Consider the following 13,625-nt stretch of genomic DNA (forward strand, 5'->3'; position numbering starts at 1 on the left):
TTAGATTTGAACTCTAACTTTTGGGGTGCACTACCTTTCCATGTGAAAATGGAAAAAAGGGTCTTTTTTGTTATAACAGCAATAACCATGCAGCAACCGGTCCTAGTAAGGCCCCGAGAACAGCGCTTAACGTCATCGCAACAGAACTCATCGAAGCTTCTTGTTGTCCGTATTCAAATGCTTTTGCTGTGCCCATACCATGAGCAGAAGTACCGAGGCCAATGCCTCGACCAATCGCCGAATCAATATGCAACCAATTTAATAATACGGGTCCAAAAATATAACCTGTGAAACCAGCTACCATAACAAAAACGGCTGCTAAGGAAGGAATGCCTCCCAGATTGCTAGCTACTTGCATTGCTACTGGAGTCGTTAATGATTTTGGTAAGACAGTCAGAACAAGTTGTTCTGAAAATCGAAATAATTGAGTGAATAAGACGCCACTTGTCATACCTACTGTTACTCCAGCGACAATGCCTGAAAGGACAGGGATCAAGTTCGTGAAAAGCAAGTCGCGTTGTTTATATAAGGGAATCGCTAACGCTACTACTGCCGGGCCTAGCAAGGTTCCAATCCAACTACCACCTGTCATATACGTTTCGTAAGGGACATTGGCGATTACTAAAATAATGGCGAGAATGGCAGTAGAAGCAAGTACAGGATTTAGCAAAGTTTTCCGATACCGCAAATAAACGATATTCGTTAGAAAATAAGTAGCTACAGTTAAAATAGCAAAAAAAGCAGCGAGTAAGTTAAATTCCATCAATCGGAGCGCTCCTTTCGTTTGGCAACATATTGACTAACCCAGCCAGCTGCAGCCATAGTGAAAAGCGTACTAACACCGACGATGGGAATTAACAACATCCCTTTTCCCGAAAATAGCTCGCCGTATTCAATAACACCGACAGTTGCCGGGATAAAATAAAGCGGCAAAAAAGCTAATACGAAATGAGCACCGGATTCAATCCATTCTAAACGATAAACTTTCAGCATTAGCGCGGCAAAAAGCAAAATAAAACCGATAATGCTGCCAGGTAAAGGAATATTGAAGAAGCTCTGTAATAGTTCACCTATCAGGTAAAATCCAATAATGACAAAAATGTGGAGAGAGATATACATATATTTCAAAAGAGACGCCACCTTTCGGATAGAGTAAGGTAAATCCCGATTCTTTCCGTAATAAATTATTTTACAGCATTATGCTTGAAAAGCGAGAGCCGAGGAAGAGCTTTTAGGATTTGTTGAAAAATTGTTGTAAAAAATCGAACAAAAAATAAAGAATTTTAATAAAAATAATGTAATTTTGAAAATGAATATGTGATGAATAGTATTTTACCTTTTAAACAGTTAATCCCTGTGATGACGAACCAAAAGGGGTGGGAAAATAAGTAATATTTCTGATTTTTATGCATTTAAAAGTATATGTAGTATATCGGGATAACAATTGCATAATAATGAATTGATAAAATAGCAAGAAATTTTAAAAATTACCCAGTAGAATACTTGCATTTAGAATGACATATTGTATTATTACTTTATGCAATATATCGCAATCTTTTTTGAAAAGATAAATGTATTATATTGGAATAGATAAGGTGTGCGTTTTATCGTTACAATTTTAGGAGGAAATAGCAGTGGATAGTAAATTATCATTTAAGTCATATGCAGTAGTAGGAATGATGTTGTTTGCGCTGTTCTTTGGAGCAGGTAACTTAATCTTCCCTGCACAGCTAGGACAATACGCAGGAACAAATGTCTGGATTGCCATTTTTGGCTTTCTAATTACGGGTGTAGGTCTACCTTTACTTGGTATCTTAGCAATTGGTTATTCGAAAAGTAATGATCTACAGGACTTATCAAGTCGTGTGCATCCAGTTTATGGACTGGTTTTCACAGCGATGTTGTATTTAACAATTGGGCCATTTTTCGCTTTACCTAGAACCGGCGCAGTGTCTTATGAAGTCGGTATTGCACCATTTATTGGTGATGGCAATGCAACAATCGGTTTACTTATCTTCTCTCTCATCTTTTTTGGTATTTCACTTATTGTTTCATTAAATCCAACAAAAATAGTGGACAGTATCGGTAAAGTTTTGTCACCCGCTATTTTAGTAACTCTAGGTGTGTTGTTGGTCGCCGCTTTTGTAAAACCAATGGGCAATCAACAAGCACCGCAGCCAGCGTACACAGACGGGGCTTTCTTTACGGGGTTTACAGAAGGGTATAACACAATGGATGCGCTGGCTTCTCTTGTTTTCGGGATAATTGTGATTTCAGCGGTTCGTAAAATGGGTGTAACATCACCTAAAGGCGTCTTAATGGCAACCATGAAAAGTGGTGTTGTCGCGTCGGCATTATTAGCCATCGTCTATACAGGGATTGCTTATTTAGGTTCAACAAGTACGTCGACTTTAGGTGTTATGGAAACCGGTGGTCCTGTGTTGAGCGGCGCTTCAACTTATTATTTTGGAACATTTGGTGCTACTTTGCTAGCTGCCATCATCATTCTGGCATGTTTGACAACAGCTATTGGTTTAACAGTAGCCAATGCTGAATTTTTCAATAAATTAACGCCAAAAATTGGTTATAAAACATATGTGGTTATTTTCTCTGTCTTTTCATTGATTGTAACCAATGCAGGACTTGCAAATATCATTACGTATTCGATTCCGGTATTAATGTTCTTATATCCATTAGCTATCGTATTGATCATGTTAGCGTTCTTGTCGCCGTTATTTAAACATGCTCAATTGGTATATGTATCAACCATTATCGTTACTTTCTTTATTAGTATTATCGATGGATTGAAAACACTGACTTCTTCTTTAGGTGTTGAAAATCCGGCATGGCTTCAGTCAATAGTTGATTTTTACTCAGCTATATTGCCGCTTTATAGCAATGGACTTGGTTGGCTCTTACCAGCGATTATTGTCATCGCCATCACGACGATTATTGCTCGCAGTAAAAAGAATGTAAAAGTTCAAGCAGCTCAGCAAAACTCATAATTTCAGTAATAAAAGTAGGCTCGGAAAACCGGATTTGCTTCAAAAAAAGCTGTATCAAAAGCGCTAGCGCTTTTGATACAGCTTTTTATAATGGCTTATAAACTTTTCTCTGTTGAAAGTTCAGCTATTGTTCGATCCCAGTTTGTCTTCATCAGATGTGCGACTTTTTCCGGATTTTTTTCTTTTAAGGTTTGGATAATCTCTACATGTTCGTCGTAAGAGCTTTTCGTCAGCATTAATGAATGATGGAAAAATTGTCTTCTAACATGAGATTGAAGACTGCTGAGTATGCTGTATATATAAGGATTATTGGCTGCATCAACAATGATTTGGTGGAATTCTTGATCGATCTTTAAAGCTGAAAAACCATCTTGTTTTTCAATGGCTTCAAGGAATCGTTGGTTTGTTTCTTCTAATAAAGCGAATGTGTCTTGGTCGAGATTAGGGATAGCGAGTTCTGCTGATAGAGCTTGCAAAACAGCAAGAGGCGGAAGTAAGTCTTTCAAGTCACCTTTTTTAACGTTAGTGACTCGTGTAGCTTTGCCAGGGAACATTTCTACAAAACCTTGTACTTCAAGTAATTGCAATGCTTCACGGATAGGGGTTCTACTTAAGCTCAATGCTTGTGCCAAATCCGTATCGATTAGTTTTTCTTCAGGTTGTAGCGTGCCGTCTATAATCCATTGTTGCAGTTGAAGATAGGCACTTTCTTTAGCTGAGACGCGGACAGGCTTCGTGTAATTCACTGGAATAGGCATTGCGAACTCTCCTTTTCTACTGCTTTATTCCTCCTATTATACAGTATTTTAAGTTTCCGACAAAATATATTATGCAATATATCGGTATTTACCTAAAAACAGTCTGCATTTGGCTGTTTGTCGTCGTTCAAATTGGGAATAATAAAAGTATGAATAGATTAATACACTGAGGGGGAATAAGAATGCTATCAATTGTTCCAAGCAAGGACGTTGAAACTATTGCAATTGAATTTGAAGGTGCTGTAACACATGAAGATGCCATGAAAGTTGATAAAATCATTCAGGACAAATATGTGGATAAAGGACAGTTTAATATTTATGCAATTATAAGTGAAGAAAAAGGTGCTTCTTTTGAAGGGCTTGAAGAAAGTATGCGCATGCATACAGAGGCTTGGGATCACTTTCACAAGTTTGCTGTTATTAGCTCGAATCACGGAGAAGAACAATTGGTCGAGATGAAAAGGTTATTACCGAACATCGAAGTGAAATACTTTACGCTTGATGAAATGAACGATGCATGGGAATGGATTCAAGAGTAGAAAACCATTCGAAAAGAAGAGGTAATGGAACAGATCTGTTCCATTACCTCTTTTGTCTACCAGCTCATCGTTTTTTACAATAATTCTCTACAGAATCGTGTAAGGAAATTCACATGACAAGGGTGGGCATCTGTTCGGCTATCGTATACACTAATTATAAAGCAAAACGATGTTTTACAGATAGGATGAGAGACGATGAAATCGGAAATGTCTATAAAAATAAATGATAAGTTTAAAGCGGATTATGCTAAAGGCTATCCGTTGATCACAAAAGAAGCGTTAGAAAATCCAGATACGTTGAATTCGGAAGGTAGCATTCTAAAACTAGTAGATAAGCAAGGTCGATTCTTAGCAAAGGGTTACTATGGTCGTCAAAACAAAGGATACGGATGGGTTTTAACAAACAATGAAAGTGACACGATTGATCAGGGCTTTATTGAACAAAAGCTAGCGACTGCGATTTCTCGTCGCCAAGCATTTTTTAATAACCCAGAGACAACGGCTTTCCGAGTATTTAACGGAGAAGGTGATGGGTTTGGCGGATTGATCATTGATTATTACGATGGCTTTTATTTGTTGAGCTGGTATAGCGAAGGGGTATATACGTTTAAAGATCATGTGATTGATGCACTTCAAAACGTTACGAAATGCAAAGGCATTTACCAGAAAAAACGCTTTGATACAAAAGGTCAATATATTGAAGAGGACGACTTTGTTGCGGGCGAACGTGGTGAATTTCCATTGGTCGTTAAAGAGAACGGCGTAAACTTTGCCGTTTACTTGAATGATGGGGCAATGACGGGCATCTTTTTAGATCAGCGCGAAGTGCGAAATACCATTAAGCAAAAGTATGCTAAAGGAAAAACTGTACTCAATACGTTTTCCTATACGGGTGCATTTTCAGTAGCTGCGGCACTTGGTGGAGCGACGAAAACGACGAGCGTTGACTTGGCGAAAAGAAGCTCGAGCAAAACCATTGAGCAGTTTAGCGTGAATGGTATCGATTTCGAGAGCCAAGATATTTTGGTTATGGATGTCTTCAATTACTTTAAGTACGCCAAACGAAAAGAATTGAAATTCGATTTAGTTGTTTTGGATCCTCCAAGCTTTGCACGCTCGAAAAAATACACGTTTAGCACATCAAAAGACTACACAAACTTGATGAAAGAAGCGATTGCCATTACAGAAAAAAATGGCGTCATTGTAGCTTCAACAAATAGTGCTTCTTTCGGAATGAAAAAGTTTAAAGGGTTTATTGATAAAGCTTTTAAAGAAATTGGAGGAAAGTACAGCATCGTTGAAGAATTTACATTGCCAAGTGATTTTCGTGTGCAAAAAGAATTTAAAGAAGGGGATTATTTGAAAGTGCTTTTTGTGAAATTGGGTTAATTCGAAATAAAAACGACTAGTTTGTGACGAAATGTTTTGTGTGCTTATAAAAACAATCGAATCGCCTTCCCAATCTCTGTACAGTGTTCGTTATGACTTCTATAATTGATAGCAGATTGAGAGGGATAATTGATGTTTAAAGACCCATTACGTACGTTTCGTTTTATGGGACTTCTTGAAGGAAGTTCATTGTTAATCTTACTTTTCTTAGCAATGCCGCTAAAATACTTTTTTGACTTTCCAGAAGCAGTTAGTGTAATTGGACCGATTCACGGTGCTTTGTTTAGTCTTTATATTTTAATCACAATTTATATGACATTTGTCTTTAAATGGCCATTTCGTTTCTCAGTAGGAGCTGTTGTTTCTGCGTTCTTACCATTTGGAAACTTCGTTTTAGATAAACGTCTCGAACAATGGCAACAGGTTAACACTTCTGCTGCATGACCTAACACTTGTGGAATTTTCTGCAAGTGTTTTTTTTATGGAACCATAAGGAATTTAATTATAATGAAGTTATAAAAAGAATAAATCTGTATTGAAAAGTATATAGATATAATGAACAGGAGTTTTTAACATGAAAAACAAAGAAGTCGGTTTGAAACCGTTTTTGTCCTTATTATTAACATTAAAGATTCCGAAATGGGCACTAGCTATTGGGTTAGTTGCAAGTTTGATCACGACGCTTGTTGGCTTGGTCGTTCCATTGCTGACGAAAAACTTAGTTGACGGGTTTTCATTAGAATCTTTAAGTGTGCCGTTAATGGTGGGAATTGCTGTGGCTTTTATTGTACAAGCTGTAATTAATGGTGTTTCGATTTACTTACTCAGCATGGTAGGTCAGCGTGTCGTTGCAGGGTTAAGAGAACGAATGTGGGCTATGTTAATCCGATTACGTGTTGGCTATTTTGATCAACATTCGAGTGGAGAAACAGTAAGCCGTGTTGTAAATGACACGGGGATTGTACGGAATTTGATTACGGATCATTTTCCATCGTTTATTACCGGGATTATCTCGATAATTGGTGCAGTGATCATTTTAGTTGTTTTGGATTGGAAGATGACGCTCTTCATGATGATTTCTGTTCCGTTGACGATGGCGGTTATGTTTCCTTTAGGACGCAAAATGGCGAAAATTTCTCGGAATTTACAAGATGAGACGGCTCATTTTACAGGTCACGTTCAGCAAACCTTAGGTGAAATTCGATTAATGAAATCTTCGACAGCAGAAGATACAGAAGAAGCTAGAGGCGTAGAAGGCATTGGTAAACTATTTAAGCTGGGTATGAAAGAAGCAAAAATTTATGCGTTGATTGCACCGCTCATGTACTTAGTCGTTATGGTGGTTATCGTGTCGATTATTGGCTATGGCGGAATTCGTGTTGCGAACGGTGAAATGTCAACGGGATCGCTCGTTGCTTTTCTATTGTATTTATTTCAAATCATCGTTCCAATGGCAACATTTGCACGGTTTTTTACAGAACTGCAAAAAGCCAAAGGAGCAACAGAACGCATTATTGGCATTTTAGAATTGCCACTTGAAGAGCAGACGAAACAAGCAGCCATAGACATTTCAGGAAAAACATTACGTGTAGAAAATCTGAGCTTTTCGTATGATCAAGGAGAGCCTGTACTACAAGACGTATCGTTTAAAGCAAAGCCTGGTGAAATGATCGCTTTTGCAGGGCCAAGCGGAGGCGGGAAAACGACCGTTTTTGGTTTACTTGAGCGGTTTTATGAACCAACATCAGGAACGATTTGGATTGGTGAGATTCCGATTCAAGACATTTCTATCGCTTCTTGGAGAGATCAAATCGGCTATGTGTCACAAGAAAGTGCCATGATGGGTGGAACAGTTCGAGAAAACTTAACGTATGGTTTGTCAAAAACTGAGACGATTCAAACGGAAGAACTATGGCGTGTTGCGCGTATGGCATATGCCGAAGAGTTTATTCGTGAATTTCCAGATGGGCTAGATACAGAAGTTGGAGAACGTGGGGTTAAGTTATCAGGTGGACAGCGCCAACGAATTGCTATTGCGCGTGCTTTTTTACGAGACCCTAAAATTTTGATGATGGACGAAGCGACTGCGAGTTTAGACAGTCAGTCAGAAGGCATTGTGCAACAAGCATTAAGTCGCTTGATGGAAGGGCGTACTACTTTAGTGATTGCGCACCGCTTATCGACAATTGTAGATGCAGACAAAATAGTCTTTATTGAAAAAGGACGGGTTACCGGAATCGGTACGCACCAAGAATTGATCGCCACGCATTCACTTTACCGGGATTTTGCAGCACAGCAATTAACTTGACCTTGACGCAACGTCAAGGTGTAAGCTGTGTTTATCAGGGGGTGGAGAAATGGAGTACACCGTGAAAAAACTCGCGAATCTATCTGGAATCAGTACGAGAACATTGCGTTATTACGATGAACTTGAGTTGTTAAAGCCAGCTCGGAAAAATTCCTCGGGCTACCGACTATATGGCGAGTCAGAAGTCGATAAGCTGCAGCAAATTTTGTTTTACCGTGAACTGGGACTTGAGCTCGAACAAATCAAACACATCGTCAATGATCCTAAATTCGACAGCGCACATGCTTTAGTAGAACACCGAGAAAAGCTTCTCGATAAGCGAATGCAACTAGACCTCTTGATTACTAATGTGGAAAATACCATTTCCGCAAAAAAGGGAGTGAGCATCATGGCAGACAACGAGAAATTCCAAGGCTTTAAGCAAAAGCTAGTAGACGATAACGAAAAGCAATATGGCAATGAAACCCGCGGTAAGTATGGAGACGAGTTAGTCGATCGATCCAATGCGAAAATGTTAAATCTCAGCGAGGAAGACTACCAGGAGTTTATGCGTCTCGAGCAAGAAATTTTGAGTAGTTTGGTTGAGGCGATGAAAACCGGTGATCCAACGAGTGAGGCCGCGCAAAAAACGGTGGATTTGCATCGTCAATGGTTGAGTTTTACATGGCCAACTTATAGTAAGGAAGCGCACCGAGGCTTAGCGGAAATGTATGTAGCAGACGAGCGGTTTGCTGCGTATTATGACAAAGTCCAACTAGGTGCTTCTCAATTTTTACGAGATGCGATTAGGGTGTATACGTCGTAGAATGAGCTTTTTTAGCAGGTAGTCCGTTGTTTCGGGCTGCCTGTTTTTTTGTGGAAATTTGTACTGTGCGCGCGTAAACTTTTTTTACCGCGCATAAATTCTGTGGAGCGCGCGTATATTTCGTCAAGTGAGCATAAATTTTCTGGAACGCGCATAAATTTCGACCAACGCGCGTAAGCCTAAAATTCTACAGAAAATAGTACGGGAGGCGTCTGTTTTTCATGTTTACAAACCTTTAACAAATGTTTACACGCATGTCACAGCAACTTCATAAACACTTGTTATACTAAAGCCAATTAAGCAACTGCCAACGATTCGTTTTAGTCGAAAAGGAGAGGTTTGCATGAACGGAAAGAATAAGAAATCGCCAATTGTAAAGGTCATGTCGTTCAATATAGCTCATGGATTAGGGATGAATGGGAAAGTCGATTTAGAGAAAACAGCACAAGTGATTGAAGATTCGTGTGCAACCATCGTCGCCTTGCAAGAAGTCGATCGTCATTTTTCAATCCGTAGTTCGTTTGTTGACCAAGTGGGCTGGCTCAGTGAAAGACTAGGTATGTATGCAGCATATGGAGCCAATATGGATGTTGCACCTCTTGATTCTGAACGTCCGAATCAGCAATACGGCAATGTGATTTTGAGCAAATATCCAATCAAGTACAGCGAAAATCATTTGTTAACACAGGTGCATTGTCCGTTCGGCAATAATGAACAACGAGGCATATTGGAAACGGTCATCGAAGTGGACGGCAGTTATGTAAGTATCTTTAATACGCATTTGGCGCTCAAAGATGAAGAATTAGAAGTGAGCATCGATGAAATTTTAGCCATTACTGGGAAAAGCCATTTCCCGCGTATTCTAACAGGTGACTTTAATGCGCCTCCTTCAAATAGATATGTCCAAAAGCTCAACCCACATTTTCGAGATGCTTTTCTTAAAATGAAAAGAGGGGATGCCTACACGTATCCTGCTCCTTATGTAAATAAAGAAACGGGTGAAGTTTACCGACCTGCTACGCGTATTGATTATATTTTTGCTGATTATCATTTAGATGTCGTACAAGCGGCGATTATCGAAACGGCGGTTTCTGACCATTTGCCGATAGCGGTTGATATGATCTTATCGGATGTTAAAGCGCCCGATAAAGTTCATGCTCGCAAAGCGCGTGTAACTATATAGGTTTATTCAAATAACTAAAAAACCGGAAGCTCTATAGGAGAGCTTCCGGTTTTTGAACTATCGAAAAAGTCCTGAATAATTGTATTTTCCGAAGCTTATCGCTCGCTTTCCGTGGGGCGGGAATCGAGCGAACGCTTCTACAAATACGCAGATAGTTTTCTTTTTTCGTAGTAAAAGTTCATATTTTTTGTGAAATATAGTAGGAGATTAACTTATTCGACAATCTGAATCGGAAGCTCTATAGGAGAGCTTCCGGTTTTTGATATCCATACAGTTTTGGGTCTTCTTGTTGGCGTCTGCACAACTTTACGAGTAAATAAACAATAGGTGTGTCGGCAACTGCAACAATCCATTTAAAGATGTACTGCGTTAAAATCATGCCTAGCAATACACTTGTTGGCATCGTACCGTAAAAGGCGATGGTGATAAAAAGACTCGTATCGACCAATTGGCTTGCCATTGTTGAAGCGTTATTGCGTAACCATAATCGAGAGTTGCCATGTTTATTTTTCAGTTTGTGAAAAATACTGACATCAAGGTTTTGGCTAATAAAATAAGAAATGAGGCTAGCTAAAGTTACTCGGAAACCTGCTGAGAAGATGGTTTCAAATGACTCTTGATTTGCGAAAAAAGGTGCAGCGGGCAAATGAATCGCAAAGAAAATAAAAGCCAATGCGCAAAGTTGTGTGACAAAGCCAGCGGTAACGGTTTGACGCGCGGCTTTTTTGCCGTACACTTCTGCAATTGTATCTGTTATCGGGAACGTGAAGACATAAACGATAACAGCGGCCGGTAACACAGCCCATTCACCAATGCTAAATAATTTGACTGCTAAAATATTTGAAAGGATTAAGAGACCGACAAATGCGCCGTTTAAGTAAAGTAACATGTGCGGGCTCCTTTAGCGATTAGTAATCGTTTCAGGATTTAAATCATGATTCATCATCCGGTACGATGCCATTTCTTCGTATTTTGTTCCGGGCTTGCCGTAATTTGTGTAAGGGTCAATTGAAAGACCACCGCGTGGCGTGAATTTCCCCCATACTTCAATATAACGAGGATCCATCAATTTGATTAAATCGTTCATGATGATATTGACGACATCTTCATGAAAATCGCCGTGGTTACGGAAGCTGAATAAATAAAGCTTAAGTGATTTACTTTCTACTAATGTTTTATCAGGGATAAAGCTTAAGTAGATGGTCGCAAAATCAGGTTGCCCAGTTTGGGGACACAGTGAAGTAAATTCAGGGCAATTAAATTTCACAAAATAATCGCGAGTGTGTAGATTATCAATGGGCTCTAACACGCCTGGATCGTATTCAAATTTATACTTTGTGTTTTGGTTGCCGAGCAATGATAAATGATCTAATGTATCTTCGTTTCTTCCTGCCATAAAAAACGGCCTCCTTTTAGATGAGCGACTGGGAAGAGGACTATAAAAAAACGGACAAAAGAAAAAGCCAAATCGCATGTGGATTTGGCTGAGTTTCGACAATCCATAGTTTTTTATAGAGGGTGAAATGCTATGAACCTCTCCCGTTGCCGGGTTATTAATTTTTTTACTAATTTATCTTATAAGACATCCTATTCGTTGTCAATCAGTCAAATTTGTTAAAATAACAGCATGAATATAAGGAGCTGATAGCATGAGTCACGATCACGATCATTTTGAAATCACGCGGAACAATAATAGAAAAGCATTAACAATCGCGCTTGGCATAACAGCTGGAATTATGTTCCTAGAATTTTTTGGTGGAATTTTCACGAACAGCCTTGCTTTGATCGCAGATAGCGGTCATATGCTGTCGGATACGGTATCGCTCGTACTCAGCTTGTCCGCAATTTGGTTTGCTGGAAAAGCAGTGTCTACTCAAAAAACGTACGGTTATTACCGCTTTGAAATCCTCACTGCTTTTTTTAACGGCATTACTTTATTTATTATGGCAGGTTTTATTATTTATGAAGCTATCCAGCGATTATATGAACCTTCGGAAGTTCAGGGAGGCTGGATGCTCGTTATTGCAGCAATAGGTCTCATCGCCAATGTATTGAGCGCTTGGGTGTTGAATCGGGGAGCGGATGTTCATGGTAACTTGAACATGAAAAGTGCTTATATGCATATTATTGGTGATGCGTTAGGTTCAGTCGGAGCCATAGTAGCCGGACTATTAATCCTGCTATTTGACTGGACGATCGCCGATCCGATTATTTCTGTCGTAGTTGCTTTGTTGATTTTGCGAAGTGCATGGAGTATTCTCCAAAACAGTTTGCACATTTTGATGGAAGGAACACCGAGAGATCTTGATTTAGAAGAAATAACAACCCATCTCCTCAAAATTGATGGGGTGGTGGATGTTCATGACCTGCACATTTGGACCATTACGTCCGGCTTGGATCAATTTACGTGTCATATTGATATAGATGAGAACGTCAACGAACAACAAGTTTTGCAACAGGCAATAAAATTGGTACATGAGATTTGTGACATAGAACATGCCACGATACAAATTGAAAAACCAGGCACTGACCACGCTTCATTAAAGGTGTAAAGTTGTCATAAAGAAGACTTTTATACAAAGAAAAGTACGCGGTTTTGGCTTATTTGAGAAATGATGGAACCTCTATTTTTTCATGGTAAACTAAAGCTAAAAGCAACGCAGAAAGGAGCGACAAGGATGGCAGAAAACGATGGGCATGGATTGCAGGAGCAATCCGTTGAATGGGTAAAAGCACAATTTGACGAACCAGTAGAAGTTAAGAACGTTAAGCCGCTGACAGGTGCAACTTCCTCAACGCTGTATGAATTAGTTGTTAGTAAGGAAAGTTTAGAGTGTTCTTATGTATTACGACTTTTTCACAAAGCAGATTGGTTGGCAAAAGAACCTGATTTGGCAAAGCATGAAGCAACTAGCCTTCAATACGCAGAAAAAATGGGTCTACCTACTCCACATTTAATAGCTTATGACGAAACTGGAGAAAAAAGTGGGATTCCTTCTGTATTGATGTCTAAAATGCCTGGGTCTGTCGTTCTTCAACCTTCGAATGATGAAATCTGGTTAGACCAATTAGCTGCTGCTTTAGCTATGCTGCATCAAAAAGATGCAACCGAATTTCCTTATGAATACTCTCCTTATAATGATGCGTTTCTTTTAGAAAAACCGACATGGTCTAAAGTTCAAAATGATTGGATGCGTGCTTTTTACATCGTTTCTGGTAGCCGCGCAGTATCCCGAGAATGTTTAATCCACCGCGATTTTCATCCGGCTAATGTGCTATGGGAAAATCGACAAGTGAGCGCCATCGTCGATTGGGTAAATGCTTGTCGAGGACCAGCGGGAATTGATGTAGGACATTGTCGCGTTAACTTGGCACAAATGTACGGTATTTCTGTGGCCAATGATTTTTTAGCGGCTTACGAACGTTATGCAGGCAGTAACTTTACGTATGATCCTTATTGGGATCTTGTCTCGTTGACAGATATTTTAGATGGATCGCCTACTGTTTACCCCGGATGGAAAGCTTTCGGGATGAAAGGTTTATCTAATGAGTTAGTACGCCACCGATTAGATGATTATTTATTGAGTTTACTAGACCGATTTGATGATTTTTAAGTCGTTCTCTAAAGGTGTTCATTA

Annotated in this window: 14 protein-coding genes and 1 riboswitch; of the genes, 9 read left to right on the forward strand and 5 right to left on the reverse strand. The window is 39.4% G+C overall.

Annotation, left to right across the window (positions count from 1 at the left end):
• Positions 1-70 precede the first annotated feature (70 nt).
• Positions 71-763, reverse strand: a complete 693-nt coding sequence (locus PLANO_RS00870) for an LrgB family protein (protein WP_038702101.1) — start codon at positions 761-763, stop codon at positions 71-73.
• Positions 763-1,119 (reverse strand): CidA/LrgA family protein, encoded by a 357-nt coding sequence (locus tag PLANO_RS00875; protein WP_231554768.1) that lies wholly within the window; start codon positions 1,117-1,119, stop codon positions 763-765. Before PLANO_RS00875 ends, PLANO_RS00870 begins: the two co-directional genes overlap by 1 nt.
• A gap of 515 nt (positions 1,120-1,634) precedes the next feature.
• On the opposite strand from PLANO_RS00875, the gene brnQ reads away from it, so the two are divergent.
• Positions 1,635-3,005, forward strand: a complete 1,371-nt coding sequence (gene brnQ, locus PLANO_RS00880; protein ID WP_038702105.1) for a branched-chain amino acid transport system II carrier protein — start codon at positions 1,635-1,637, stop codon at positions 3,003-3,005.
• Positions 3,006-3,100: 95 nt separating this feature from the next.
• On the opposite strand, the gene PLANO_RS00885 is transcribed toward brnQ, so the two are convergent.
• Positions 3,101-3,763 (reverse strand): GntR family transcriptional regulator, encoded by a 663-nt coding sequence (locus PLANO_RS00885; protein WP_038702106.1) that lies wholly within the window; start codon positions 3,761-3,763, stop codon positions 3,101-3,103.
• A gap of 182 nt (positions 3,764-3,945) precedes the next feature.
• Between PLANO_RS00885 and PLANO_RS00890 the strand changes: the two genes are divergently transcribed.
• The 6 genes from PLANO_RS00890 to PLANO_RS00915 all read left to right on the forward strand — a co-directional run bounded on the left by PLANO_RS00890 (position 3,946) and on the right by PLANO_RS00915 (position 9,987).
• Complete coding sequence (locus PLANO_RS00890) at positions 3,946-4,302, forward strand: SpoIIAA family protein (protein WP_038702108.1); 357 nt, start codon at positions 3,946-3,948, stop codon at positions 4,300-4,302.
• Between the two features lie 195 nt (positions 4,303-4,497).
• Positions 4,498-5,691 (forward strand): class I SAM-dependent rRNA methyltransferase, encoded by a 1,194-nt coding sequence (locus tag PLANO_RS00895; protein WP_038702110.1) that lies wholly within the window; start codon positions 4,498-4,500, stop codon positions 5,689-5,691.
• A 132-nt stretch (positions 5,692-5,823) separates the two neighbouring features.
• Positions 5,824-6,135 carry a DUF3817 domain-containing protein gene (locus tag PLANO_RS00900; protein ID WP_038702112.1) on the forward strand — a complete coding sequence of 104 codons (312 nt, stop codon included), beginning with the start codon at positions 5,824-5,826 and terminating at the stop codon, positions 6,133-6,135.
• 130 nt (positions 6,136-6,265) lie between these two features.
• The gene (locus PLANO_RS00905) at positions 6,266-7,999 is read left to right on the forward strand and encodes an ABC transporter ATP-binding protein (protein ID WP_038702115.1); all 1,734 of its coding nucleotides are present in this window, start codon (positions 6,266-6,268) and stop codon (positions 7,997-7,999) included.
• A gap of 49 nt (positions 8,000-8,048) precedes the next feature.
• Positions 8,049-8,804 carry a MerR family transcriptional regulator gene (locus tag PLANO_RS00910; RefSeq protein WP_038702116.1) on the forward strand — a complete coding sequence of 252 codons (756 nt, stop codon included), beginning with the start codon at positions 8,049-8,051 and terminating at the stop codon, positions 8,802-8,804.
• Between the two features lie 343 nt (positions 8,805-9,147).
• Complete coding sequence (locus tag PLANO_RS00915) at positions 9,148-9,987, forward strand: endonuclease/exonuclease/phosphatase family protein (protein ID WP_038702119.1); 840 nt, start codon at positions 9,148-9,150, stop codon at positions 9,985-9,987.
• Positions 9,988-10,225: 238 nt separating this feature from the next.
• On the opposite strand, the gene PLANO_RS00920 is transcribed toward PLANO_RS00915, so the two are convergent.
• Together PLANO_RS00920 and queF are read right to left on the reverse strand one after the other, a co-directional pair.
• Entirely contained in the window at positions 10,226-10,876 is a 651-nt protein-coding gene (locus tag PLANO_RS00920) for a queuosine precursor transporter (protein WP_038702121.1), read from the reverse strand.
• A gap of 12 nt (positions 10,877-10,888) precedes the next feature.
• Positions 10,889-11,383 carry a preQ(1) synthase gene (gene queF / locus PLANO_RS00925; protein ID WP_038702123.1) on the reverse strand — a complete coding sequence of 165 codons (495 nt, stop codon included), beginning with the start codon at positions 11,381-11,383 and terminating at the stop codon, positions 10,889-10,891.
• A 99-nt stretch (positions 11,384-11,482) separates the two neighbouring features.
• Positions 11,483-11,530, reverse strand: a riboswitch (PreQ1 riboswitch).
• A 106-nt stretch (positions 11,531-11,636) separates the two neighbouring features.
• Here queF and PLANO_RS00930 point away from each other — a divergent pair.
• Positions 11,637-12,539, forward strand: coding sequence for a cation diffusion facilitator family transporter (locus tag PLANO_RS00930; RefSeq protein WP_038702125.1), 903 nt, complete (start codon positions 11,637-11,639; stop codon positions 12,537-12,539).
• 126 nt (positions 12,540-12,665) lie between these two features.
• Positions 12,666-13,601: a phosphotransferase family protein gene (locus PLANO_RS00935; RefSeq protein ID WP_038702127.1), complete on the forward strand. Its 936-nt coding sequence runs from the start codon at positions 12,666-12,668 to the stop codon at positions 13,599-13,601.
• Positions 13,602-13,625 lie beyond the last annotated feature (24 nt).

Origin of the sequence: Planococcus sp. PAMC 21323 (assembly GCF_000785555.1) — a bacterium.
In the GTDB taxonomy this organism is placed as follows: Bacteria; Bacillota; Bacilli; order Bacillales_A; family Planococcaceae; genus Planococcus.